22 protein-coding genes are annotated in these 24,711 nt (G+C 61.9%); 9 read left to right on the top strand and 13 right to left on the bottom strand.

Annotation, left to right across the window (positions count from 1 at the left end; genetic code table 11):
* Positions 1 to 27 precede the first annotated feature (27 nt).
* Complete coding sequence (locus K1X80_RS21320) at positions 28 to 2,919, bottom strand: ribonucleoside-diphosphate reductase subunit alpha (RefSeq protein ID WP_057960426.1); 2,892 nt, start codon at positions 2,917 to 2,919, stop codon at positions 28 to 30.
* 787 nt (positions 2,920 to 3,706) lie between these two features.
* On the opposite strand from K1X80_RS21320, the gene K1X80_RS21315 reads away from it, so the two are divergent.
* Positions 3,707 to 4,432, top strand: a complete 726-nt coding sequence (locus tag K1X80_RS21315; protein ID WP_057960425.1) for a response regulator — start codon at positions 3,707 to 3,709, stop codon at positions 4,430 to 4,432.
* The gene (locus K1X80_RS21310; RefSeq protein ID WP_057960424.1) at positions 4,429 to 6,039 is read left to right on the top strand and encodes an ATP-binding protein; all 1,611 of its coding nucleotides are present in this window, start codon (positions 4,429 to 4,431) and stop codon (positions 6,037 to 6,039) included. The genes K1X80_RS21315 and K1X80_RS21310 overlap by 4 nt, the downstream gene beginning before the upstream one ends.
* Positions 6,040 to 6,057: 18 nt before the next feature.
* On the opposite strand, the gene K1X80_RS21305 is transcribed toward K1X80_RS21310, so the two are convergent.
* Positions 6,058 to 6,774, bottom strand: coding sequence for a 4'-phosphopantetheinyl transferase (locus K1X80_RS21305; protein WP_057439681.1), 717 nt, complete (start codon positions 6,772 to 6,774; stop codon positions 6,058 to 6,060).
* Positions 6,775 to 6,922: 148 nt separating this feature from the next.
* On the opposite strand from K1X80_RS21305, the gene K1X80_RS21300 reads away from it, so the two are divergent.
* Both K1X80_RS21300 and K1X80_RS21295 read left to right on the top strand, forming a co-directional pair.
* A complete protein-coding gene (locus K1X80_RS21300) occupies positions 6,923 to 7,600 on the top strand; it encodes a response regulator transcription factor (RefSeq protein ID WP_057960423.1) in 678 nt (225 codons plus the stop codon).
* On the top strand, positions 7,597 to 8,943 hold the full coding sequence (locus tag K1X80_RS21295) for an ATP-binding protein (protein WP_120733926.1): 1,347 nt from the start codon (positions 7,597 to 7,599) through the stop codon (positions 8,941 to 8,943). The genes K1X80_RS21300 and K1X80_RS21295 overlap by 4 nt, the downstream gene beginning before the upstream one ends.
* A 118-nt stretch (positions 8,944 to 9,061) precedes the next feature.
* Here the strand turns inward: K1X80_RS21295 and K1X80_RS21290 are convergent, their stop codons facing one another.
* Positions 9,062 to 10,060 (bottom strand): AraC family transcriptional regulator, encoded by a 999-nt coding sequence (locus K1X80_RS21290; RefSeq protein ID WP_057960421.1) that lies wholly within the window; start codon positions 10,058 to 10,060, stop codon positions 9,062 to 9,064.
* 334 nt (positions 10,061 to 10,394) lie between these two features.
* Between K1X80_RS21290 and K1X80_RS21285 the strand changes: the two genes are divergently transcribed.
* Complete coding sequence (locus tag K1X80_RS21285) at positions 10,395 to 11,726, top strand: dicarboxylate/amino acid:cation symporter (protein ID WP_057439678.1); 1,332 nt, start codon at positions 10,395 to 10,397, stop codon at positions 11,724 to 11,726.
* Between the two features lie 151 nt (positions 11,727 to 11,877).
* Positions 11,878 to 13,059 (top strand): CaiB/BaiF CoA-transferase family protein, encoded by a 1,182-nt coding sequence (locus K1X80_RS21280; protein WP_198792054.1) that lies wholly within the window; start codon positions 11,878 to 11,880, stop codon positions 13,057 to 13,059.
* A gap of 876 nt (positions 13,060 to 13,935) precedes the next feature.
* On the opposite strand, the gene K1X80_RS21275 is transcribed toward K1X80_RS21280, so the two are convergent.
* Both K1X80_RS21275 and K1X80_RS21270 read right to left on the bottom strand, forming a co-directional pair.
* The gene (locus tag K1X80_RS21275) at positions 13,936 to 14,430 is read right to left on the bottom strand and encodes a SprT family zinc-dependent metalloprotease (protein WP_057960419.1); all 495 of its coding nucleotides are present in this window, start codon (positions 14,428 to 14,430) and stop codon (positions 13,936 to 13,938) included.
* Positions 14,431 to 14,559: 129 nt separating this feature from the next.
* On the bottom strand, positions 14,560 to 15,162 hold the full coding sequence (locus K1X80_RS21270) for a Yip1 family protein (protein WP_057960416.1): 603 nt from the start codon (positions 15,160 to 15,162) through the stop codon (positions 14,560 to 14,562).
* Positions 15,163 to 15,525: 363 nt separating this feature from the next.
* On the opposite strand from K1X80_RS21270, the gene ttcA reads away from it, so the two are divergent.
* Positions 15,526 to 16,350 (top strand): tRNA 2-thiocytidine(32) synthetase TtcA, encoded by an 825-nt coding sequence (gene ttcA, locus K1X80_RS21265; protein ID WP_198818472.1) that lies wholly within the window; start codon positions 15,526 to 15,528, stop codon positions 16,348 to 16,350.
* Positions 16,351 to 16,417: 67 nt separating this feature from the next.
* On the top strand, positions 16,418 to 17,089 hold the full coding sequence (locus K1X80_RS21260; RefSeq protein ID WP_057960415.1) for a DNA-3-methyladenine glycosylase I: 672 nt from the start codon (positions 16,418 to 16,420) through the stop codon (positions 17,087 to 17,089).
* A gap of 35 nt (positions 17,090 to 17,124) precedes the next feature.
* On the opposite strand, the gene K1X80_RS21255 is transcribed toward K1X80_RS21260, so the two are convergent.
* The 3 genes from K1X80_RS21255 to arsC are packed head-to-tail and all read right to left on the bottom strand — an operon-like array spanning position 17,125 to position 18,492.
* Positions 17,125 to 17,544 (bottom strand): DUF2069 domain-containing protein, encoded by a 420-nt coding sequence (locus tag K1X80_RS21255; RefSeq protein ID WP_057439625.1) that lies wholly within the window; start codon positions 17,542 to 17,544, stop codon positions 17,125 to 17,127.
* On the bottom strand, positions 17,528 to 18,142 hold the full coding sequence (gene wrbA / locus K1X80_RS21250; RefSeq protein ID WP_169955192.1) for an NAD(P)H:quinone oxidoreductase: 615 nt from the start codon (positions 18,140 to 18,142) through the stop codon (positions 17,528 to 17,530). Before wrbA ends, K1X80_RS21255 begins: the two co-directional genes overlap by 17 nt.
* Positions 18,139 to 18,492: an arsenate reductase (glutaredoxin) gene (gene arsC, locus K1X80_RS21245; RefSeq protein ID WP_128592832.1), complete on the bottom strand. Its 354-nt coding sequence runs from the start codon at positions 18,490 to 18,492 to the stop codon at positions 18,139 to 18,141. Before arsC ends, wrbA begins: the two co-directional genes overlap by 4 nt.
* Positions 18,493 to 18,607: 115 nt before the next feature.
* Between arsC and K1X80_RS21240 the strand changes: the two genes are divergently transcribed.
* Positions 18,608 to 19,069 carry a TlpA disulfide reductase family protein gene (locus tag K1X80_RS21240; protein WP_057439622.1) on the top strand — a complete coding sequence of 154 codons (462 nt, stop codon included), beginning with the start codon at positions 18,608 to 18,610 and terminating at the stop codon, positions 19,067 to 19,069.
* Between the two features lie 54 nt (positions 19,070 to 19,123).
* On the opposite strand, the gene K1X80_RS21235 is transcribed toward K1X80_RS21240, so the two are convergent.
* The 5 genes from K1X80_RS21235 to K1X80_RS21215 form a co-directional block, all read right to left on the bottom strand.
* Positions 19,124 to 19,528, bottom strand: a complete 405-nt coding sequence (locus K1X80_RS21235; protein ID WP_057439621.1) for an META domain-containing protein — start codon at positions 19,526 to 19,528, stop codon at positions 19,124 to 19,126.
* On the bottom strand, positions 19,525 to 19,965 hold the full coding sequence (locus K1X80_RS21230; RefSeq protein ID WP_057960412.1) for a hypothetical protein: 441 nt from the start codon (positions 19,963 to 19,965) through the stop codon (positions 19,525 to 19,527). Before K1X80_RS21230 ends, K1X80_RS21235 begins: the two co-directional genes overlap by 4 nt.
* Positions 19,966 to 20,036: 71 nt before the next feature.
* Positions 20,037 to 21,026, bottom strand: coding sequence for a 2-hydroxyacid dehydrogenase (locus K1X80_RS21225; RefSeq protein WP_120733922.1), 990 nt, complete (start codon positions 21,024 to 21,026; stop codon positions 20,037 to 20,039).
* A 111-nt stretch (positions 21,027 to 21,137) separates the two neighbouring features.
* On the bottom strand, positions 21,138 to 23,891 hold the full coding sequence (locus K1X80_RS21220; RefSeq protein ID WP_057960410.1) for a response regulator: 2,754 nt from the start codon (positions 23,889 to 23,891) through the stop codon (positions 21,138 to 21,140).
* A 219-nt stretch (positions 23,892 to 24,110) separates the two neighbouring features.
* Complete coding sequence (locus K1X80_RS21215) at positions 24,111 to 24,626, bottom strand: DUF2062 domain-containing protein (RefSeq protein WP_057960409.1); 516 nt, start codon at positions 24,624 to 24,626, stop codon at positions 24,111 to 24,113.
* Between the last annotated feature and the right edge of the window lie 85 nt (positions 24,627 to 24,711).

Raw genomic sequence — 24,711 nt, 5'->3', positions numbered from 1 at the left:
GGGAGTTAAACCCAAGGCGGGCTCAGCTTATTGGCAAGCTTCGCAATCCGGCTCGTCAATCGCGCAGGCCTTTGGCACTGGTGCCGGGCCGGCTGGAGCAGCGAGTACCGAATCGTCACCGTGGTTGCCGCTGGATACAGCGTTCAGCTTACCGGTGTTGATGGTCGACTTCTCGGTGCTGGTCGCGGCCAGGGCACGGAGGTAGTACGTGGTTTTCAGGCCACGGTACCAAGCCATGCGGTAGGTCACGTCGAGTTTCTTGCCCGAAGCGCCGGCGATGTACAGGTTCAGGGACTGGGCCTGGTCGATCCACTTCTGACGACGGCTGGCGGCGTCAACGATCCACTTGGTGTCCACTTCGAAGGCGGTCGCGTAGAGCTCTTTGAGTTCTTGCGGGATGCGCTCGATCTGCTGCACGGAACCGTCGTAGTACTTCAGGTCGTTGATCATTACCGAGTCCCACAGGTCGCGGGCTTTCAGGTCGCGGACCAGGTACGGGTTGATCACGGTGAATTCGCCCGACAGGTTCGATTTCACATACAGGTTCTGGTAGGTCGGTTCGATCGACTGCGATACGCCGGTGATGTTGGCGATGGTCGCGGTCGGTGCGATGGCCATGATGTTGGAGTTACGAATGCCTTTCTGCACACGGGCACGTACCGGTGCCCAGTCCAGGGATTCGTTCAGGTCAACGTCGATGTACTTCTGGCCACGCTGCTCGATCAGGATCTGTTGCGAGTCCAGCGGCAGGATGCCCTTGGACCACAGCGAACCCTGGAACGTCTCGTAGGCGCCGCGCTCGTCGGCCAGGTCGCAGGAAGCCTGGATCGCGTAGTAGCTGACCGCTTCCATGGACTTGTCGGCGAACTCGACCGCAGCATCCGAACCGTAAGGAATGTGCTGCAGGTACAAAGCGTCCTGGAAGCCCATGATCCCCAGGCCGACCGGACGATGCTTGAAGTTGGAGTTCTGCGCCTGTGGCACCGAGTAGTAGTTGATGTCGATCACGTTATCGAGCATGCGTACGGCGGTGTTGACGGTGCGTTCCAGCTTGGCGGTGTCCAGCTTGCCGTTGACGATGTGGTTCGGCAGGTTGATCGAGCCCAGGTTGCAGACGGCGATCTCGTCCTTGTTGGTGTTCAGGGTGATCTCGGTGCACAGGTTCGAGCTGTGGACCACGCCCACGTGCTGCTGCGGGCTGCGCAGGTTGCACGGGTCTTTGAAGGTCAACCATGGGTGGCCGGTTTCGAACAGCATCGACAGCATCTTGCGCCACAGATCTTTGGCCTGGATGGTCTTGAACAGCTTGATCTTGCCTGGGTACTGGGACAGGGCTTCGTAGTACTCGTAACGCTCTTCGAAGGCCTTGCCGGTCAGGTCGTGCAGGTCCGGCACTTCGGATGGCGAGAACAGGGTCCACGGGCCGTCATCGAAGACGCGCTTCATGAACAGGTCAGGGATCCAGTTGGCGGTGTTCATGTCGTGGGTACGACGACGATCATCACCGGTGTTCTTGCGCAGCTCGATGAACTCTTCAATGTCCATGTGCCAGGTTTCCAGGTAGGCACATACCGCGCCTTTGCGCTTGCCACCCTGGTTCACTGCGACGGCGGTGTCGTTCACTACCTTGAGGAACGGCACGACGCCCTGGGACTTGCCGTTGGTGCCCTTGATGTACGAACCCAGTGCACGCACCGGCGTCCAGTCGTTGCCCAGGCCGCCAGCGAATTTGGACAGCATGGCGTTATCGTGGATCGCGTGGTAGATGCCCGACAGGTCATCCGGCACGGTGGTCAGGTAGCAGCTCGACAGCTGTGGACGCAGGGTACCGGCGTTGAACAGGGTCGGGGTCGACGACATGTAGTCGAAGGACGACAACAGGTTGTAGAACTCGATGGCACGGTCTTCTTTGTTCTTCTCTTCGATCGCCAGGCCCATGGCCACGCGCATGAAGAACACTTGCGGCAGTTCGAAGCGGATCCCGTCCTTGTGGATGAAGTAACGGTCGTACAGGGTTTGCAGGCCCAGGTAGGTGAACTGCTGGTCACGCTCGTGGTTGATCGCCTTGCCGAGTTTTTCCAGGTCGAAGGTGGCCAGGATCGGGTTGAGCAATTCGAACTCGATACCCTTGGCGATGTAGGCAGGCAGGGCCTTGGCGTACAGGTCGGCCATTTCGTGGTGGGTCGCGCTCTCGGCGACTTTCAGGAAGCCCAGGCCTTCGGCACGCAGGGTGTCCATCAGCAGGCGGGCGGTGACGAACGAGTAGTTCGGCTCACGCTCGACCAGGGTACGGGCGGTCATCACCAGGGCGGTGTTGACGTCGGTCAGGGCCACGCCGTCGTACAGGTTCTTCAGGGTTTCACGCTGGATCAGGTCGCCGTCGACTTCTTCCAGGCCTTCGCAGGCTTCGGTGATGATGGTGTTCAGGCGGCCCAGGTCCAGCGGCGCGAACGAACCATCAGCCAGGGTGATGCGGATCGACGGGTGAGCTTGCACGGCTTCGGCGGACGGCGCGTGTACGGCACGCTCCTTGGCGCGCGAATCACGGTAGATCACGTAGTCGCGGGCCACTTTCTGCTCGCCGGCACGCATCAGGGCCAGTTCGACCTGGTCCTGGATTTCTTCGATGTGGATGGTGCCGCCCGAGGGCATGCGACGCTTGAAGGTCGCGGTAACTTGTTCGGTCAGGCGGGCAACGGTGTCGTGGATACGCGACGAAGCGGCAGCGGTGCCGCCTTCAACTGCAAGAAACGCTTTGGTGATGGCGACGGTGATTTTGTCATCGGTATAAGGAACGACAGTGCCGTTACGCTTGATCACGCGCAATTGGCCGGGCGCGGTGGCGGACAGATCCATATTCGAATCAGCGGCCTGCGGCACGGAGCCTTGCGGGTTCTCGCGAGTTGTGTCGGTTTGCATGGGGGGGTGTCTCCACATTCTATATTTATTTGGGCACCATCACGGTGCCCACCGTTCCGTCCTGAAGCACTTACAACAGGCCTTGGCCTGGCATAACAACCTCGGGGCAGGAGGAAGGGAGCTGTTCGCGCCGCTTCCATGCCGAAGTCTTCGGTTCCGAGCCTTAAGCTCTTTGCCGTATTCCTGAGTGGGTGTTGCTTGTATTGCAACACCCGTACCGCTTTCTCCCATTCGGGGTTGGAAAACAGCAGCCATCCGCGTGCGCGGTTTGGGCTTTCGAAAAAGGTTTAAGTTCCACCAAACAGGAGCAAGAAAGGGCTTGAGTTTCTTGTCTGATTTGTGTTTGGTCTTTTCGCTTGAAACCCTACATGTAGGGTTTTTTTAGCGACGAGGTACAAGATAATGCGTTTTGGAAGGCTTAGCAACGCACTGCCTGTGGATAACGCTGTGGGTAAAATGTGTATGAAAGGTGGAACCGCCGTGTAGGCCGCAGTACTGCTGCATCGCACCGTTTGTCACCGAATATGCCAAGCCGAGAACACCCGCTTGGATTTTTGCGGGCGCGAACCCTATCACAAAAAAAGGCGATCACCGAATGCATTTCCTGGCTTGTGTTTGAGGGCGGGGCCATGGCTACAATCGGCCTTCATTCCTACACGATTATGCCCTTTGTGCATGACAAATTAGGTACGGCTGGCGAAGATCAAAATAGGGGGGCTGGCTTGCCCGCTGCCACATTTGAACCTGCGCAGTCCTGACAGATCGCTTATAAAAACGAGGACCACCCGTGGAGCAAGAAGCCTGGCAGGTATTGATTGTCGAGGATGACCAGCGTCTGGCTGAGTTGACCCGTGACTACCTGGAAAGCCACGGCCTGCGGGTCTCGATAGAGGGCGACGGGGCCCAGGCGGTGGCGCGGATCATTGCCGAGCAGCCGGACCTGGTGATCCTCGACCTGATGCTGCCCGGCGAAGACGGCCTGAGCATCTGCCGCAAGGTGCGCGAGCGCTACGACGGGGTGATCCTGATGCTTACCGCGCGAACCGACGACATGGACCAGGTCCTGGGCCTGGACATGGGCGCCGACGACTATGTGTGCAAGCCGGTGCGCCCGCGCCTGCTGTTGGCGCGGATCCAGGCCTTGCTGCGGCGCAGCGAAAGCCCCGAGCCCGCCGTCCCGGAAAAGCAGCGGCGCCTGCAGTTCGGCCCGCTGGTGGTGGACAACGCCCTGCGCGAAGCCTGGCTGCACGACGGCGGCATCGAACTGACCAGCGCCGAATTCGACCTGCTGTGGTTATTGGTGGCCAATGCCGGACGTATCCTGTCCCGCGAAGAAATCTTCACCGCCCTGCGCGGCATCGGCTACGACGGCCAGGACCGCTCCATTGACGTGCGCATCTCGCGGATCCGCCCGAAAATCGGCGACGACCCCATCCACCCGCGCCTGATCAAGACCATTCGCAGCAAAGGCTACCTGTTCGTCCCCGAAGCTGCTGCCGATATGCTGCCGTGAACTCGATCTTCCTGCGCATCTACGGCGGCATGTGCGCGGCGCTGATCCTGGTGGCGCTGCTCGGCGTCCTGGCCCTGCACCTGCTCAATGAGGTGCGCAGCGGCCAGTACCGCGAACGCCTGGCCCACGGCACCTTTGCCCTGATGGGCGACAACCTGCAACCGATGAGCAGTATCGAGCGCCAGCGCGCCCTGGCGGTGTGGGAGCGGTTGCTGGGGATTCCCTTGCAATTGCAGGCGGTAGCGGACGCCCGCCTGGACCTGAGCCAGCGCAATCGCCTGCAACGCGGCCAGGTCCTGGTGGAGCAGACCGGACCCCATGCGGCGCGGGTCTTGCGCCTGGTCAGTGAGAAAGAGGAACTGCTGCTCAGCGGCGAAGTGCAGCAGATCAGCGAGCAATTGGCCCGGGCCACCATTTATTTGCTGGCCGACGAACTGGTGCGGTTTCCGGTGGCCGAGCAGCCGCAACGCTTGGCTGACTTGAAAGAGGCCAAGGGCTTCGGCTTTGAAATGCACCTGCTGAAGCTGGATGAAGCCGATATGGACGAGGACCAGCGGCGTCGCGTGGCCGAAGGCGATACGGTGATGGCCCTGGGCAAGGGTGGCGACTCAATCCGCGTGTTTGCCGGCATGGTCGGCACGCCATGGGTTCTGGAAATCGGCCCGCTGTACCAAATGAACCCTTATCCGGCGCAATGGCTGGTGCTGATTGCCCTGATCGGCCTGACCCTGATCGGCCTGATCGTGTACTTGCTGGTGCGTCAACTGGAGCGCCGCCTGCGTGGCTTGGAGGCGGCCGCCACGCGCATCGCCAAAGGCAACCTGGAAGCCCGGGTGCCGGCGCGCGGGGCCGACTCGGTAGGGCGTCTGGCGGCGGCCTTCAATGGCATGGCCGAGCACTTGCAGCGCCTGCTGGCGATCCAGCGCGAACTGGTGCGCGCGGTGTCCCATGAGCTGCGTACGCCGGTGGCGCGCCTGCGTTTTGGCCTGGAGATGATCGGCGACGCCGCCACGCCCGAAGCCCGGCGTAAATATATGGAAGGCATGGACAGCGATATCCAGGACCTCGACGGCCTGGTGGATGAGATGCTGACCTATGCGCGCCTGGAGCAGGGCTCGCCGGCCCTGAGTTTCCAGCGGGTCGACCTGAGTGCCTTGCTCGATCAGGTGATCGAGGAACTGGCGCCGCTGCGGCCGGGGATCGAAGTGGCGCGGGGGGTGTGCCTGTCATCGGCCCATCTGGACGCTGCCTGGGTCGATGCCGAGCCGCGCTACCTGCACCGCGCCCTGCAAAACCTGGTGAGCAATGCCATGCGCCATGCCCAGTCGCGGGTGCTGATCAGCTACCAGGTGGGCCAGGTGCGATGCCGTATCGACGTCGAAGACGATGGCCCGGGAGTTCCGGAAAGTGCCTGGGAACGGATCTTTACCCCCTTCCTGCGCCTGGATGACAGCCGCACCCGCGCCTCGGGCGGGCATGGCCTGGGCTTGTCGATTGTGCGGCGGATTATCTACTGGCACGGCGGGCGGGCGTTGATCAGCAAGAGCAACAACCTGGGTGGCGCCTGCTTCAGCCTGAGTTGGCCTCGGGACCAGGACAAAACTTGAGCCTGCGGTAGCTATCTATCAGGCGCCGATAGCCACCAAACTCAACAACTGCCCCTCGTGCACCACAAACTGCGCCTCCAGCTCCTTGCCATAACACCACTCACTGGACAGGTCCGTCAGCAACCGCAGGCGCAGCGAGCCTGCCTCAGACCACTCCAGCACCTCGGCATGTTCAAAATAGAAGCGCTTCTGCACGATCGGGTAGAGCGCCTTGAACAGGCTCTCCTTGGCCGAAAACGTCAGCGTCACCCATTGCGCAATCTGCTCTCGTGGCCCGGCGGCCATGCGTTGCAGTTCATCCGGGGTGAGGATTTCCCCGGCCAGGCGCTCGGCCCGTTCAAGGGACAGCAGGTTTTCCAGGTCCATGCCCAGCCCGCGCCATTGCGACTTATGCCCGACGATGGCCGCGGCGTGCCCGGTGCTGTGGGTGATCGAACCGCTGATATGGCCGGGCCATACCGGGGCGCGGTCCTCGCCGATGGCGGGGATGCAGTCCAGGCCTTCGAGCTGTTGCAAGGCGGCGCGGGCACACAGTCTGCCGGCGAGAAACTCGGCCTGGCGCTTGGCCACCGAGCGCTGGATACTGGCCGGTGGCGGCACGGCGCAGCGCTGGAAGTCGCCGGCCTCAAGCAATTTAGGCTCGAAGCGGGTGCTCAGGAACACCGTGCCGGGCAACGTGTCGGGCAGCGGCCAATGGTCATCAAGTGGGGTGCAGCAGGCGGGTATCGGGTTCATGGCGGCTATTCTGCACGGGGCGGCACACACCTGGGTAGCCCGCCGGTTCAGACTGTGTTCAGTTCAATGGCCGTAAACTGCGCAAGCATACCTGCAGGGCCGCTATGATGTTTCCCTGCAGGACAGTGGATTGGCCTTGGAGAGTGTTATGAAATTGCTGGTTGTCGAAGATGAGGCGTTGTTGCGCCATCACCTGTTGACCCGTCTTGGCGACAGCGGCCACGTGGTCGAAGCCGTGGCTAACGCCGAAGAAGCGCTGTACCAGACCGGGCAATTCAATCATGACCTGGCGATCATCGACCTGGGCCTGCCAGGCATGGGCGGCCTGGACCTGATCCGTCAATTGCGGGCCCAGGCCAAGACCTTCCCGATCCTGATTCTCACGGCACGCGGCAACTGGCAGGACAAGGTCGAAGGCCTGGCCGCCGGGGCTGACGACTATGTGGTCAAGCCGTTCCAGTTCGAAGAGCTGGAAGCGCGGATGAACGCACTGCTGCGCCGCTCCAGCGGTTTTACCCAATCGACCATCGTCGCCGGCCCGTTGCTGCTGGACCTCAACCGCAAGCAGGCGTCCCTCGACGAGCAGCCCCTGGCGCTGACGGCCTATGAGTACCGGATCCTCGAATACCTGATGCGCCACCACCAACAAGTGGTGGCCAAGGATCGGTTGATGGAACAGCTCTATCCCGATGACGACGAGCGCGATCCGAATGTGATCGAAGTGCTGGTCGGTCGCCTGCGTCGCAAGCTCGAGGCCCCGGCCGGGTTCAAGCCCATCGACACCGTGCGCGGCCTGGGCTACCTGTTTAACGAGCGCTGCCGTTGATCCGTTCGCTCCGTGTGCGCCTGATGCTGGCGGCCACCACCCTGGCCGTGTTGTTCATGCTGGGGCTGTTGCCGGCGATGCAGGGCGCGTTCAGCCTGGCGTTGCAGGATTCCATCGAGCAGCGCCTGGCGTCGGATGTGACCACGCTGATTTCTGCCGCGCGGGTCGATAACAACCGCTTGCTGATGCCGGCACAGTTGCCCGATGAGCGCTTCAACCTGACCGACAGCCGCCTGCTGGGCTACATCTATGACCGCGAAGGCCATCTGGTCTGGCGTTCGCGGGCCACCAGGGAAGAAAACATCAACTACCGCCCGCGCTACGACGGGCGCGGCAGCGAGTTTGCGAAGATTCGCGAGGCCAATGGCCAGGAATTCTTCGTGTATGACGTCGAGGTCAAGCTGCTGGGGGGCAAGAGCGCGGCGTTCAGTATCGTTGCCCTGCAACCGGTGCGCGAATACCAGGTGACCCTTGAGGGGCTGCGGGAAAACCTCTACCTGGGCTTCGGCGCCGCCTTGCTGGTGTTGTTGAGCCTGTTGTGGATCGGCCTGACCTGGGGCTTGCAAGCCTTGCGCCGGCTCAGCCAGGAGTTGGATGAAATCGAAGGCGGCACCCGCGAAAGCCTCAGCGAGCAACACCCACGGGAGCTGCTGCGCCTGACCGGCTCCCTCAACCGCCTGCTGCACAGCGAGCGCGAGCAGCGCACCCGTTACCGCGACTCCCTGGATGACCTGGCCCACAGCCTGAAAACCCCGCTGGCGGTATTGCAGGGCGTGAGTGAAGACATGGCCCAGCGCCCCCAGGACCTTGAGCAGGCGCGGGTGCTGCAGTCGCAGATCGAGCGCATGAGCCAGCAGATCAGCTACCAGTTACAGCGTGCCAGCCTGCGCAAAAGTGGCCTGGTGCGTCACCAGGTGCGCCTGCGCCCGGTGTTGCAGAGCCTGTGCGACACCCTGGACAAGGTCTACCGCGACAAGCGGGTGCGGGTGTCTTTTGCGTTGCCGGAGCAATGCGATGTGCCCATCGAGCAGGGCGCTTTGCTGGAATTGCTTGGCAACCTGCTGGAAAACGCCTACCGCCTGTGCCTGAGCGAGGTGCGCGTGACCCTGGATGAAAGTGCCGATGGCGTGCGCTTGTGCATCGAAGACGATGGCCCCGGCGTGCCACCCGACCAGCGCGCGCGGATCCTGCAGCGCGGCGAACGCCTGGATCGCCAGCATCCAGGGCAGGGGATCGGGTTGGCGGTGGTCAAGGACATTATTGAAAGCTATGGCGCGCGGTTGACCCTGGGGGACTCTCCTTTAGGGGGCGCGGCGTTCAGGATTCATTTTCCGGCGCTGTGACCTTTATTGATTCGCCGGCCCCATCGCAGGCAAGCCAGCTCCCACATTTAACTGTGTTCGCACATCAAAATGTAGGAGCTGGCTTGCCTGCGATGACGCCCGACCAAACACTGCATCTTCAACTCTCCTGCGCCCGATAAGCCCCCGGCGTCACCCCCGTCCACTTCTTGAACGCCCGATGAAACGCCGACGGCTCGGAAAACCCCAGTTGCTCGGCAATTTCCTGCAACGACAAATCCGCCCGCCCCAGATGAAAAATCGCAATATCGCGGCGCAATTCATCCTTGAGTGCCTGGAAACTGGTGCCTTCCTCCCGTAAATGCCGGCGCAGGGTCTGCGGGCTGATGTGCAGGTGCTGTGCCACGGCTTCCAGGTCTGGCCAGGGTGTGCGGTCGCGGCTTAGCAGGCGACGTAGCTGGCTGCTCAGGCTGTCGCCTTCGTCTGGCCGGGACAGCAGGTCGGCGGGGGAGCGTTCGAGGAAGTGTTTGAGGGTGCGTTCATCCTGCAACAGCGGCAGGTTCAGGTAGCGACTGGGGAACACCAGGCTGCTGCTGGCCGCGCTGAACACCAGGGGGCAAGGGAACAGCAGGTCGTATTCGCTGGCATGGGCCGGCATCGGGTAGCTGAAGGTCGCTTGCTCGAGGCGGATACGCTGGCCAATCAGCCAACTGCCGAGGCGATGCCAGATCACCAGCAGGGACTCGCTCAAAAAGTGATCCGGATCCCACAGGTGCGAGTCATCCAGGCTCAGGCGTGCCATATCGCCTTCACGGCTCAACCGCCAGCGCGGCCCCTGGGGGAACAGGCTGTAGAACAACAATCCGCGCTCCAGCGCCTTCTCCAGGGTGCGGCAATGAATCAATGCGTGGCACATCATGGCGAAAGTCCCGCGCTTGCTCGGTCCATCGGCAAAGCCCAGGTACTCGTCATCCAGCGCCTGCCACAACCGCTGCAACAGCTGCGTGAATTGCTCTGGCGCGATGCGCGCGCGGGGTTCTGCCAGCAGTTCCGGGGCAATCCCCAGCTGCTGCAACAGGCTCGAGTAATCGTAGCCGGCCCGGCGCGCGCCGCCCAGGGCAGCGCGGGCGTAATGACTGGCGATGGTGCGTTCGCGCATGCAGGGGCCTCGTCCATTGAGTGGCCGATGGTAGCCATCGCGCCTGGGGCGGACAAGGCGGATATCCGCCAAATTGTAGGACGAGATTGGAGTGGTGGGCGGATATCCGCCACCTGACTCAACCAAGAATGCTGCCGGTGCACAGCCGACAGGCCCATGGTTTGTGGGCTCCAGGGCTTTTGCGGAAAGTGGCACGCCGTTTGCGATAAGGAATACAGATCTGCCAGCCAGCAGCTCGCCAAAACAAATCCCTCCAGTGCAGGAGGGTTCGCAATTCAAGTGTCGTGGGCAATGGCGGATATTTGCCCCACGGGACTCTTGAGGAAACTTTGCAATGACGACTCGTCAGCCGTTCTACAAAACCCTGTATTTCCAGGTAATCGTTGCCATCGTTATCGGTATCCTGCTCGGTCACTTCTACCCGCAGACCGGTGTGGCCCTCAAGCCATTGGGTGACGGCTTTATCAAGCTGATCAAAATGGTCATCGCCCCGATCATCTTCTGTACCGTTGTCAGCGGCATTGCCGGCATGCAGAGCATGAAGTCGGTGGGCAAGACCGGCGGCTACGCGCTGCTGTACTTCGAAATCGTCTCCACCATCGCCCTGCTGATCGGCCTGGTGGTGGTCAACGTGGTGCAGCCAGGCGCTGGCATGCACATCGACGTTGCGACCCTGGACGCTTCGAAAGTCGCAGCCTACGTCACTGCCGGTAAAGACCAGAGCATCGTCGGCTTTATCCTCAACGTGATCCCTAACACCATCGTCGGCGCCTTCGCCAACGGCGATATCCTGCAAGTGCTGATGTTTTCGGTGATCTTTGGTTTCGCCCTGCATCGCCTGGGTGCCTACGGCAAGCCAGTGCTGGACTTCATTGATCGCTTCGCCCACGTGATGTTCAACATCATCAACATGATCATGAAGCTCGCGCCGATCGGTGCCCTGGGCGCCATGGCGTTCACCATCGGTGCCTACGGTGTTGGCTCGCTGGTGCAACTGGGCCAGTTGATGATCTGCTTCTACATCACCTGCATCCTGTTCGTGCTGGTAGTCCTGGGTGGCATCTGCCGCGCCCACGGCTTCAGCGTCCTGAAACTGGTGCGCTACATCCGTGAAGAGCTGCTGATCGTACTCGGGACTTCCTCCTCCGAGTCCGCACTGCCACGCATGCTGATCAAAATGGAACGCCTGGGTGCGAAGAAGTCGGTGGTGGGCCTGGTTATTCCGACCGGCTACTCCTTCAACCTCGACGGTACTTCGATCTACCTGACCATGGCTGCCGTGTTCATCGCCCAGGCGACTGACACCCACATGGACATCACCCACCAGATCACCCTGCTGCTGGTGCTGCTGCTGTCCTCCAAAGGCGCTGCTGGCGTGACCGGTAGTGGTTTCATCGTACTGGCTGCAACCCTGTCGGCGGTTGGCCACTTGCCGGTTGCCGGCCTGGCGCTGATCCTCGGTATCGACCGCTTCATGTCCGAAGCCCGTGCCCTGACCAACCTGGTCGGTAACGCCGTAGCGACCATCGTTGTGGCCAAGTGGGTCAAGGAACTGGACACCGACAAGCTGCAAAGCGAGCTGGCTTCCGGCGGTACCGGTATCTCCGAAACCCGCGAACTGGATGACCTGGGCGTGGCCGAAGGCCCGGCACCAGCGCTTAAGTAAACGCTGACGCAGTACTGAAAAACCCATCTTCGGATGGGTTTTTTTATGGGCGTACGAGCACAACGGTCACTGTCGATGATGCTTACGGTGATTGCCGCTGCCGCGCAAGATTGCCTACTCTGTGTTCCATCGAATCGGAATCGGAGCTCCCATGTCAGGCCCCTTGGCGTCCCTCAAAGTGCTGGATTTCTCGACCTTGCTGCCGGGGCCTTTTGCTTCGCTGCTGTTGGCAGACATGGGCGCCGAGGTACTGCGCATCGAATCCCCCACGCGCATGGACCTGCTGCGGGTGTTGCCGCCCCACGACCGTGGCGTGTCGGCCAGCCATGCCTACCTCAACCGCAACAAGCGCAGCCTGGCCCTGGACCTCAAGCAGCCCGAGGCGCTGGAGATCGTGCGGCAACTGGTGGCGGAGTACGACATCGTGCTGGAGCAGTTCCGCCCTGGGGTCATGGAGCGCCTGGGGTTGGGGTATGAAGCGTTGAAGGCGATCAACCCGAAGCTGATCTATGTGTCCATCACCGGCTATGGCCAGACCGGCCCCTACAAGGACCGCGCCGGGCATGACATCAATTACCTGGCTTTGTCCGGCGTCGCCAGCTACACCGGGCGCCAGGACAGCGGCCCAGTGCCCCTGGGTGTGCAATTGGCGGATGTGGGCGGCGGCTCGTTGCATGCCGTGGTCGGCCTGCTCGCGGCGGTGATTGCGCGTCAGCACAGTGGGCTGGGGCAGTACCTGGATGTGAGCATGACCGACTGCGCCTTCAGCCTCAACGCCATGGCCGGCGCGGCTTACTTGGCGTGTGGGGTGGAGCCTGGGCGCGAAGACCAGGTGCTCAATGGCGGCAGCTTCTACGATTACTACCGCTCGCGGGACGGGCGCTGGCTGTCGGTAGGCAGCCTGGAACCGGGGTTTATGCAGCAATTGTGTACTACGCTGGGGCACCCGGAGCTGGCGGCCCAGGGCTTGTCGCCCAAGCCCGAACAGCAAAAGGCCCTCAAGCAGGCGCTGCAAGTGGAGTTTGAGCGGCACAGCTTCGAGGAGCTGTGTGCGTTGTTTGCCGGGGTCGATGCTTGCGTCGAGCCGGTGCTCAGTCTGGGCGAAGCCCTGCAGCACCCGCAGTTGCAGGCCCGCGAGCTGGTGAGCCAGGTGCCCCGCGGGGATGGCTCGTTCCAGGCGCAGATGGCCTGCCCGCTGAAGTTTTCCGAAGGGGTGCCGGAGCCGAGGCATATCGGTGCTGCGGTGGGGGCGCACAGTGATGAGGTGCTGGGGGAGTTGGGTTTCAGTACTCAGCGGATAGCCGAGCTGCGGGGGGCCAAGGTGGTGGGGTAGTGGCTGTTCGGGCCCCATCGCGGGCATGGGTATCTAGACAACTCTTTTATCTAGTGCTGATTGGGTTTGTGTACATATCCGTTGCTGCGGTTACGGCGGCTATTGGTTCCGCCCTTACGGCGGCTCACTTTGGAGAAGCGCCAAAGTAAGCAAAGCGCTCTTGCCCCACCACTCGGTGCCTCGCCTAGGCTCGGCATGCCCGCAGTCAGGCATTGCTCCGTGGGCCCGCCGCGATCGGCCATCCCTGGCCGTGTCGCGGCTACCCCGGCATCCATGCCGGGGTGCCCACTGCGCAATACCTGCCTGCGGCCATCGTGGTTTAACGGGGCGCCTGAGATCAAAAGCCAGATCAAAAGCAGAGCAACAGCAACAGCAAAGCCGGGGCGCGAAGCTGCATTCCCCCCTGTGGGAGCTGGCTTGTCGGGTCGCCGCATCGCTGCGATGACCCGACAAGCCAGCTCCCACAGGAGTTCGCGCACGCCTCGACGATCAGGTCGGCTGTCAGGCCGCCTCGCTTTGCTTGTGATTTTGATCTTAGGCGCCCCGTTAAACCACGCTGGCCGTCATCCGATTTTGATTTGGGGGTAAACCGGCAGGACGCCGGTTTAGCCGCGCTGGGCCATGGATGGCCCATCGCGGCGGCCCCCCAAATCAATGTCGGATGACGGGCACACCGAGCCTAGGCGAGGTGCCGAGTGGTGGGGCAAGAGCCCTTTTGGTTACTTTTGGGGCTCTTTTCCAAAAGTGACCCGCCGTAAGGGCGGAACCAATAGCCGCCATGACCACAGCAACGGATATGTACACAAACCTAGGAATCACTAAAGAGATGTGTAGATACCTATGCCGCGATGGGGCCAGTGAAACCACCCCAAAACCTCACTCCACCCGAGTCTCCCCGGTAAACACCAACGTCCCCCGACACTTGCGGCACAAGTACCGCCGACCCTGGTTCACCAACCCATGGCGCTGGGCCGAGAACGGAAAGTCACTGTCGGCACACGGGCACCGATAGATATAGCGGGTCACCCGCCGACGCTGAATCTCATAGGTATGGCAGCGATCGGGCGGCAGTTCGTAGACCCCGCGCATGATTAACTGCCATTCCTCGCCATGGGGCTGGATGCGCTCGCCGAACAATTGGTGGGCGATCAGGTGCGCCACTTCGTGGGCCACCGTTTGTTTGAGAAAGTGTTGGCTGTTTTCCCGGTACAACTGGGGATTGAAGCGCAGCAGGTTCTCGTGCAAATGCGCGACACCGGCTTTCTGCCCACGCAGCTTGAGGCTGACCTGGGGGCGTTTGAAGCTTCGTTTGAAAAAGGATTCGGCTTGCAGGAAACAATCTTCGACGCGGGTATTGAGTTGCTCGGGCATGCTGTACATATCTCCAGAGATGTCCAGTATGCCGCATCCAGGGGTGTTTCCGAATCGGTCAGGCGCCGAATGGTCATGCATAACGCAAAAGCCACCTTGCGGTGGCTGTTCCTGCGCTGAGAAAGACGGCTAGTTGGTGTAGATCGGACCGACGCCCAGGCCCCAGACAATCACGGTAAACGCCATGATCGCCACCAGGACCACCAGGCCTACCGCCAGTACCGAGCTGGAAAACAGGAAGCCTTCATCGGGGTCGATGCTCATAAAGGTCGGTAGCCCCACATAGAGCAGGTACACCGTGTAGCAGATGGCGGCCGTACCGACGATCATGCCCAGCCACATATGCGGATACAGCGCTGCCAGCCCGCCGATAAACAGGGGCGTGGCGGTATAGGTGGCGAACGCCACGCAGCGCGCCATGCTGGGGTTGGCGTCATAGGTGCGCGCCATCCAGTGGATGAAGGCGCCCATTACCGCAACGCCGCCGAGCATCGCCAGGTAGGACATGATGGTCATCCACAGCGCACTTTCCTGGGTCAGCATGACCGGGGAGCGATTGCCGATGACCCAGCCGACCTGGGTGGTGCCGATAAAAGCTGATACGGCGGGGATCGCCGCGAGAATCAGCGTATGGGTGAGGTACATGTGGCCGATGCTTTCTTCTTTATCGCCACGAATTTCCCGCCATTCCTGGTCGGGATGGGTGAAAAGCCCCACGACGTGATGGATCATGCCAGTCACTCCTGTCGTTATTGCCATCGCCCCCCAAGCGGAGCGCCCGCCGGCCAAGTGGCCTGAAAGGTCTGGATATGTGTGCGACCTTATGTCGCAGTATAGGAAGTCATGACCGGAAAAAGTGTGGGGCTTTAGAGCAAATTGCGCTGTAAACACTGGGCTTAATCGCGCCTGGGTCTGTGACGTGGAATGCAGCCCCCTGTGGGAGCTGGCTTGCCTGCGATGGCGGTGGGTCAGCCATGAATTTGTCGACTGACCTACCGCCATCGGGAGCAAGCCCCTCCCACATTGGAACTCGGTCGTTCATATCGTTAAAATACCCGGCTTTTCGTCCCACACCTTTTCGCGGATCCAAGCGCCATGGGCACCCTTACCGTCAATCAGAACAAACTGCAAAAACGCCTGCGGCGCCTGGCCGGTGAGGCTGTCGCTGACTTCAACATGATCGAAGAGGGCGACAAGGTCATGGTCTGCCTGTCCGGCGGCAAAGACAGCTACACCATGCTGGACGTGCTGCTGCACCTGCAAAAGGTCGCGCCGATCAAATTCGACATAGTGGCCGTCAACATGGACCAGAAGCAGCCCGGGTTCCCCGAGGACGTGCTGCCGGCCTACCTCAAGACCCTGGGCATCGAGTACCACATCGTCGAGAAAGACACCTATTCGGTGGTCAAGGAGCTGATTCCGGAAGGCAAGACCACCTGCTCGCTGTGTTCGCGCCTGCGCCGTGGCACGCTGTACACCTTTGCCGATGAAATCGGTGCAACCAAGATGGCCCTGGGTCATCACCGCGATGACATCGTCGAGACCTTCTTCCTCAATATGTTCTTCAACGGCTCCCTCAAGGCCATGCCGCCCAAGCTGCGCGCTGACGACGGGCGCAACGTGGTGATCCGCCCGCTGGCGTATTGCAACGAGAAGGACATCCAGGTCTACTCCGACTTCAAGCAATTCCCGATCATCCCCTGCAACCTCTGCGGTTCCCAGGAGAACCTGCAGCGCCAGGTGGTCAAGGACATGCTCCAGGAGTGGGAGCGCAAGACGCCGGGGCGTACCGAAAGCATCTTCCGCAGCCTGCAGAACGTGATCCCCTCGCAGTTGGCCGACCGCAACCTGTTTGACTTCACCAGCCTGCGCATCGACGAAACTGCGGCTTCGCGCTTCGTCAACATTGTGAACCTCTGAGCCTTTTCCAGGCTCTGACAGACGGCGCTGATGGGCGCCGTTTTCATTTCAACCCGTAGGAGAGGGCATGCGCGATTACAAATGGCTGCACGAATACTGTCTGAACCGCTTTGGTTCGGCAGCCGAGCTGGAAGCCCACCTGCCCGTGCCCAAGACCCCGGCGCAACTGCGCCAGATCAGCGACGACCGCTACCTGTCGACTCTGTCGCTGCGGGTGTTCCGCGCCGGGCTCAAGCACAGTGTGGTGGACGCCAAATGGCCGGCGTTCGAGCAGGTGTTCTTCGGCTTCGATCCTGAGAAAGTCGTGCTGATGGGCGCCGAGCACCTTGAGCGCCTGATGCAAGACACGCGGATCATCCGCCACCTGGGCAAGCTCAAGAGCGTGCCGCGCAATGCGCAGATGATTCTCGACGTCGAGCAGGAAAAGGGCAGCTTCGCGGCATTGATCGCCGACTGGCCGGTGACCGATATCGTCGGTTTGTGGAAATACCTGAGCAAGCACGGCCATCAACTGGGCGGGTTGTCGGCGCCACGCTTCTTGCGCATGGTCGGCAAGGACACGTTCGTGCCGAGTTATGACGTGGTTGCGGCATTGAATGCGCAGGAGATTGTCGACAAGGCCCCCACCAGCCTGCGGGACCTGGCGACGGTACAGGCGGCGTTCAACCAGTGGCATGCCGAGAGTGGGCGGCCGATGTGCCAGTTGTCGATGATGCTGGCGTTTACCGTCAACCATTGAGACCGCGATGGGGCCTGATCGGCCCCATATAACCCTCAGGCTGGCTGACCTTCCCCCGCCAACCGCCGATTCAACTGGAACCGCCAGCGCACATACAGCAGCGCTGTGCAGAACACCGCCAGGCTTGCCAGCATCTCCAGCACGCCAAACCACTGGCGGTTCGGGTCATAGGCCGCCAGGGCGCCTTTGATGAAATACAGGTTCACCACAAAGCACATCCACGAATGCCCCCGCGCACTGCCCATCAGCATGCCCGGCGCAAGGATCAGCAGAGGCACCAGTTCGATCAGCAGGATGACCCAGGGCCGTGCGCCATGCAGGTCGGCGATCAGCAGGTAATACACGCAGAGCAACCCCACCAGGCCGAAAAACGCCAGCAGGCTCAAGGCCCGTGCCACTTTGACCCGGGGCTCCAGCCAGGCCTGGGCCGGCAGGACTTTAGGCTTCTTGGCCACGGCCACTCTCCAGTTTCGCCGCAGTCTTCGCCAGGCGCAGGCCCAGGGCACGGCACAGGGCGATTTCATGGGGGTCCAGGGCACGTTTGCCATCGGCGCCGGAATGGTGGCTGGCGCCGTAGGGCGTACCGCCGCCCTGGGTGTCGAGCAGGGCCTGTTCGCTGTAGGGCAGGCCGGTGATCAGCATGCCGTGGTGCAGCAACGGCAGCAGCATCGACATCAAGGTGGTTTCCTGGCCGCCGTGCAGGCTGGCGGTCGAGGTGAAGACCCCGGCCGGCTTGCCGACGAGGGCGCCGGTCAGCCACAGGTTGCTGGTGCCGTCGAGAAAGTACTTCAAGGGGGCGGCCATGTTGCCAAAGCGCGTCGGGCTGCCCAGGGCCAGGCCCGCGCAGTTCTTCAGGTCGTCGAGGCTGGCATACAGCGCGCCTTCGGCCGGGATGCTCGGGGCGACGGCTTCGCACTCGCTGGAGATCGCCGGCACGGTGCGCAGGCGCGCTTCCAGGCCGCCTTGCTCGATGCCTCGGGCAATCTGCCGGGCCATTTCGCTGACCGAGCCGTTGCGGCTGTAATACAGCACCAGGATGTAGGGCGCGCTCACGGCAGAAGCTCCAGGATGTTTTCCGGCGGCCGGCCAATCACGGCCTTGTCGGCAGTGGCCAGGATCGGCCGTTCCATCAGCTTGGGATGGGCGGCGATGGCGGCAATCAATTGCGCCTCGCTGAGGCTGGCGTCGGCCAGGTTGAGGGTCTTGTATTCGTCTTCGCCGGTGCGCAGCAATTGCCGGGCGCTGATCCCCAGCTTGCCGAGCAGGGCATCAAGCTGCGTGGCGTCCAGCGGGGTTTCCAGGTAGCGCACCACGTTCGGCGTGAGGCCACGGGCCTGCAGCAGTTCGAGCGCACCGCGGGATTTCGAGCAGCGCGGGTTGTGATAAAGCGTCAGATCGGTCATGTGCGGGTCGCATCTTGCGTAAGGTGGCGGGTATTCTACCTGCGCTGCGGTGTGTCCTTAAACCGTAAGAGGCGATCGGCCGCAGCCCACGTTCATTTTTGCTAAGGATTACCCCATGACACGGCGACTGATAGGCGCACTGGCAGTTATCACCACACTCCTGCTCAGCGGCTGCGGCAATGATTATGGCGTTGACCAATACGGCCAGAAAGTCGCGTCCGAGCGCGTCGACAAACAATGGTTGGTGATCAATTACTGGGCCGAATGGTGTGGCCCGTGCCGCATCGAAATCCCCGAGCTCAACGCCCTGGCCGAGCAGCTCAAAGGCCAGCCGGTAAGCGTGTTCGGCGTCAACTTCGATAATGTGCAGGGCGAAGAGCTCAAGAGCGCCAGCGAGAAGCTGGGCATCAAGTTCACGGTACTGGCACAGAACCCCGAGGCGATTTTTGATATCCCGCGCAGCGAAGCGTTGCCGGTGACCTACATCATTGATGACAAGGGCAAGGTGCGGGCGCAGATGTTGGGCGAGCAGACGGCGGCGGGGGTATTGGCCAAGCTCAAGGAACTGCGCGGCTAAACGGTTGTTCGCTGGCGATTGCGGTATGACCGGCACACCGCAATCGTCAACGGATCAGCCTTCTTCCAGCCACAAACGCAGTGGCTTGCCCTCGGCAGGCCAGAAACGGGTCTGCTCGATGGGCGAGATGTCCCAGCGCTGCACGGTTTCCAGGGCCTTGAAGAAGCGCTGTTCCTGCTCCATCAGGGCTTCGGCACACAGCTTGCGGGTGCTGCCGATCTTGCCGAAGCTGAGTTTGTCACCCTCCAGGCTGTACGGCGCGAACCAGTGGTTGCAGCCGCCATTGCCATAGGCCCGGCCATCGGCACCGAGGGTCACGGTCAGGTGGGCGTAATCCATCAGGGGCCGTTCGCCGATCCACTCCACGATGTAGCTGTGATCCTGCTTGAGCTTGACCTCGTCGCTGGCGCAGCCGGCAAGGCCTGCGCCCAGCACTGCGATCATCAGCAGGCTCTTCATGGCGCGGCCTGCTGGCATTTCGGGCAACGGTGCGTGTCGCCGACGGTGGCCCAGCCCAACTCGGCAATGCGCGCAGTGGCGGCCGGTTGCAACGGTTCCTTGGTCAACTTGGTTTCCACCGCGAACTCAAACTCCAGCACGGCGTCGCAGCTGTCGCAATTGACCTTCCAGGTGTGAATCTCCAGCTCGCCGAACTTCGGCCCTTGCGCCATGGCAACCCATTGCCCGGCCGGGCGGATGGAGTAGCGCGCATCGCCTTCGACGGTCAGGCGCATCGACAGGGTTTTGCTGCCGCGCAAAGTGACGATCAGCACGTCGCCATGCTTGATCGAGCCACCATTGCCGGTGACTTGATAACGACCGGGCACCAGGGCGCGGCATTCGATCAGGGTGTGTTGTGGGCTCAGCAAACTGAAGCGGAAATCGTGTTCGGCCATGGATCCTCCAAATAGGCGCGGCATCCTATCACGCTCGCCTGTTCACCATGCGCGCGGTAGATGACCGTTGATCATCCCTGTACCAGGTTTTGCGCCTGGCCGTTGGCCCAGGCCTGGATATTGGCCAGGGTGGTCCCGGCAATCGCCGCCAGGGCCTCGCGTGTGAGGAATGCCTGGTGCGCGGTAATGATCACGTTGGGGAAGGTCAGCAGGCGTGCTAGCACGTCGTCCTGCAAGGGCAGGTCCGAACGGTCTTCAAAAAACAGCTGGGCCTCTTCTTCGTACACATCCAGGCCCAGGTAGCCCAGCTGTCCATCCTTGAGCGCTTCGATCAATGCCGGGGTGTCCACCAGGCCGCCGCGCCCGGTGTTGATCAGCATCGCTCCCGGCTGCATATGGGCCAGGGATTGCGCATTGATCAGGTGCTTGCTGTCGGCGGTCAGCGGACAGTGCAGGCTTATGATCTGTGCCTCGGCCAACAACTGGGGCAGGCTGACATAGCGCGCGCCAAGGGCTTCGACCTGCGGATTGGGGTAGGGATCGTATGCCAGCAAGCTGCAGCCAAAGCCGGCCATGATCTTGGCAAAGGTCGCGCCGATCTGCCCGGTCCCCACCACACCCACGGTCTTGCCCACCAGGTCGAAGCCGGTCAGGCCGTGCAGGCTGAAGTCGCCGTCGCGGGTACGGTTGTAGGCGCGGTGCAGGCGGCGGTTGAGGGCCAGCACCAGGGCCACGGCATGTTCGGCCACTGCATGGGGCGAGTACGCGGGCACCCGCACGATGGTCAGGCCCAGGCGCTTGGCGGCGGCCAGGTCCACATGGTTGTAGCCGGCCGAGCGCAGGGCAATCAGTTGCGTGCCGCCGGCCGCGAGGTGTTCGAGCACCGGGGCGCTGAGGTCGTCGTTGATAAAGGCACAGACCACTTTGTGCTTATCGGCCAGGGCCACGGTGTCGAGGTTCAGGCGTGCCGGTTGGAACTGCAACTCCATGCCCGCGGGCAAGGGTTCGGCGAGAAAACTGTCGCGGTCATAGGTCTGGCTGCTGAAGAGGATGATGCGCATCAAGGGGCTCTCTGCAAAATAGCGTGTGGTGACACAAAACCTGTGGGCGCCGGCTTACCGGCGCCCACAGGAGATGTTGCCCGTCATTGGCGTTGGGCGTGTTGCTCTGCATCAGGCGTTGACCCGGGCCTCGCTGGCAAGGCGGGCGATGGCCATGTCCAGTTCATCCAGGGCAGCCATGGCCTTGGCGTCATCCTGCTTGAGCAAGGTTTCGGCGCGTTGGCAGGCTGCGCGCAATTGCGGCACGCCGCAGTAGCGGGTGGCGCCGTGCAGGCGGTGGACGCGTTCGATCAGGGCATTGTTGTCGTTGGCTTCGCGGGCGACGCAGACGGCCTCACGGTCAGCTTCCAGGGACGCCAGCAACATGGCCAGCATATCGGCGGCCAAGTCCGCCTTGCCGGCCGCCAGGCGCAGGCCCTCTTCATGGTCGAGTACCGGCAGTTGCGCGGCAGGGCCATGGCCTTCGACTGCGCGTTCCGGGCCTTGATTGCGCAAGGCCAGGCCGGTCCATTTCAGCACCACCTGGGCCAGTTGCCGCTCGCTGATGGGCTTGGTCAGGTAGTCATCCATGCCGCTTTGCAGCAGGGCGCGTTTTTCATTGGCCATGGCGTGGGCCGTCAGGGCGACGATAGGCAGTGGCGTGCCGTGGCGCTCGCTTTCCCACTGACGAATCGCCTCGGTGCTCTGGCGCCCGTCCATGCCGGGCATCTGCACGTCCATCAGCACCAGGTCGAAGGCTTCTTTCTTCACCGCTTCGATGGCGCTATAGCCGCTTTCCACGGCCTGGACCTTGGCGCCCATGTCTTCGAGCAGGGTCTGTACCAGCAGCAGGTTGGCCGGGTTGTCGTCGACACACAGCACCCGTGGCGCACGGCTGGACAACGGCTCGCCCGGTTCACTGCGCAAGGGGCGCGGGCTGATCAGGTCGGACAGCGCCCGGCGCAATTTACGGGTGCAGGCCGGCTTGGCCTGCAACTGGCTATTGGGGTTGGGCACCGACAGGTTGAACAGCATCTGCTCGGTGGTCGGGCACAGCACCAGCACTTTGCAGCCCAGGTGCTCAAGGTCCCACAGGTGTTGGTTGAGGCGCTCCGGCGGAATATCGTTGGCGGTGATGCCCAGTACCGCGAGGTCGATGGCCTGCTCGGTCTGGTGTGCGCTGGTGATGCCGTTGGTCAGGTTCTCCAGGCTGTTGAACGGCGTGACCTCCAGGCCGCAGTCTTCCAACTGGTGTTGCAGGGCCTGGCGCGCCAGTTCGTGGTTCTCCAGCACCGCCACACGCCGGCCCAACAGCGGCGGGGCGGGCAAGTCTTCGATATCGTCGCGGGTTTTTGGCAGGTTGAGGCTGATCCAGAACTCCGAACCCTCGCCTGGCGTGCTGTCGACGCCGATTTCGCCGCCCATCTGCTCGATCAGGCGCTTGGAAATCACCAGCCCCAACCCGGTGCCACCGGGCTGACGGGACAAGGAGTTATCCGCCTGGCTGAAGGCCTGGAACAGGGCGCGCACATCCTGGTTCGACAGGCCGATGCCGGTGTCCTGCACGCTGATGCGCAGTTGCACGCTGTCTTCCTGCTCGTCTTCGAGCATGGCCCGGGCAACGATGGTGCCTTCGCGGGTGAACTTGATGGCGTTGCTGACCAGGTTGGTGAGGATCTGCTTGAGACGCAGCGGGTCGCCCACCAGGGACAGCGGAGTATCGCGGTAGACCAGGCTCACCAGCTCCAGCTGTTTGGCATGGGCGGCCGGGGCGAGGATGGTCAGGGTGTCTTGCAACAGGTCGCGCAGGTTGAACGGGATACTGTCGAGCACCAGCTTGCCGGCTTCGATTTTCGAGAAGTCGAGAATCTCGTTGATGATGCCCAGCAGGTTGTCGGCGGATTTTTCAATGGTGCCCAGGTAATCCAACTGACGGGGCGACAGTTCGCTTTTCTGCAACAGGTGGGTGAAACCGAGGATGCCATTGAGCGGTGTGCGGATTTCATGGCTCATATTGGCCAGGAACTCCGACTTGATGCGGCTGGCCTCCAGGGCCTCCTTGCGGGCCAGGTCCAGCTCGATGTTCTGGATCTCGATGGTTTCCAGGTTCTGGCGCACATCTTCGGTGGCCTGGTCGATGCTGTGTTGCAGTTCTTCCTGGGCGTTTTGCAGGGTTTCGGCCATGCGATTGATGCCGGACGCCAACTGATCCAGCTCCTGGCTGCCCAGGGGCGGCAAACGGGTTTCCAGGTTGCCGTCCTTGAGCTGCGCCACCGCTTGTTTGATCTGGCCGATAGGCGAGTTGATCGTGCGGCTGATGCGCAGGGCCAGGGCCGCCGTGCAGATCAGGCCGATGGCAATCAACAGCAGGCTGGCGAACAGGCTGCGATAGCCGCGCAGCAGCATGCCGTTGTGGGACAGTTCCAGCTCGACCCAGCCCAGCAGGCGATCGGCTTCGTCGGGAATCAGCTCGCCGGCGAGATTGCGATGGCGGCCGAACACCGGCAGCAGGTAGCGGGTGGCGTCATTGCCGGTGCGTTGCAGCAGGTGTGAGCTGTTGCCGATGGGCGGCTGGTTGAGCATGGTCGGGCCGGCATGGGCCAGGGCCGAGCGGTCGGGCGCCAGGAAAGACACGGCCCGCACGTCGACTTGCTCCAGGGACTGGGTGGCGATGCGTTCCAGCAGGTCGGTGTTCTTGTTACCCAGTGCCGGTGCCACCAGCGGCGCTAGCTGTTCGGCGATCATCTCGCCGCGATTGAGCAGTTGGGTTTGCAGCTCCGAGAGCTGCATCCAGGTGAAATATCCGCCCAGGAGCAATGCCATCAGGCTGGTAGGCAACAAGGTCAGCAACAGTACGCGGCCTTTTATCCCCATTCTTCTTAGCACGCCACTCTCCTGCTACCACACTGATGTCGAGATTCTACGCAGGCATCCGGCCTGCGCTACCTGGGCAGTGTAGCCATATGAGGGGCTTGGAATCTTGCAAAAGATGCTTGAGGGGGATGATGGCGGGCTTATTGAGCCCATGTCCATTGCTGCGGTGCTCACCGGGACACCTCGGGTTGTCAGGCAGACAAACCAGCTCACAACAGGGGCGTTCGCCGACTACCGATTACGTTGCTGCCGTTTTTTCCACTGATGCCCCACCCACCACCGCCAATACACCATGGTCATGCAGTACGCCAGCGCGCCCAATACCAGGCCCATCACCACCGAGCCCAGGAGGAACGGCTGCCACATGGTCGACAGTTGCCCGCTGATCCATTCCCAGGTCAGTTCATCGGGCAGGGTGCGGGCGGGGATGTTCATCAGCCAGGTGCCGGTCATATAGGTGCAGAAGAACACCACGGGCATGGTAATCGGGTTGGTCAGCCACACCAGGCTCACGGCAATGGGCATATTGCCGCGCACGGAAATGGCGAGGAAGGCCGCCAGCAGCATCTGCATGGGTATGGGAATGAAGGCGGCAAACAGGCCGACAGCCATGGCCCGGGCAACTGAATGCCGATTGAGGTGCCAGAGGTTGGGGTCATGGAGCAGCGTTCCGAGAAAGCGTAAGGACTTGTGTTCCCGAATGCTGGTCGGATCGGGCATGTACCGTTTGAATAAGTGCCGTGGCATAAGGGGTCCAGATCAGTTCGAGGGTCAAGTATGCCCGTATTCTACGAACGGGAAATTCAGACTTTGTGACAAAAAATCATAGTTT

The sequence above is a fragment of the Pseudomonas sp. So3.2b genome (assembly GCF_019464415.1).
GTDB classification, from domain to species: Bacteria; Pseudomonadota; Gammaproteobacteria; order Pseudomonadales; family Pseudomonadaceae; genus Aquipseudomonas; species Aquipseudomonas shahriarae.
This window is presented reverse-complemented; position numbering and strand designations above follow the sequence as displayed.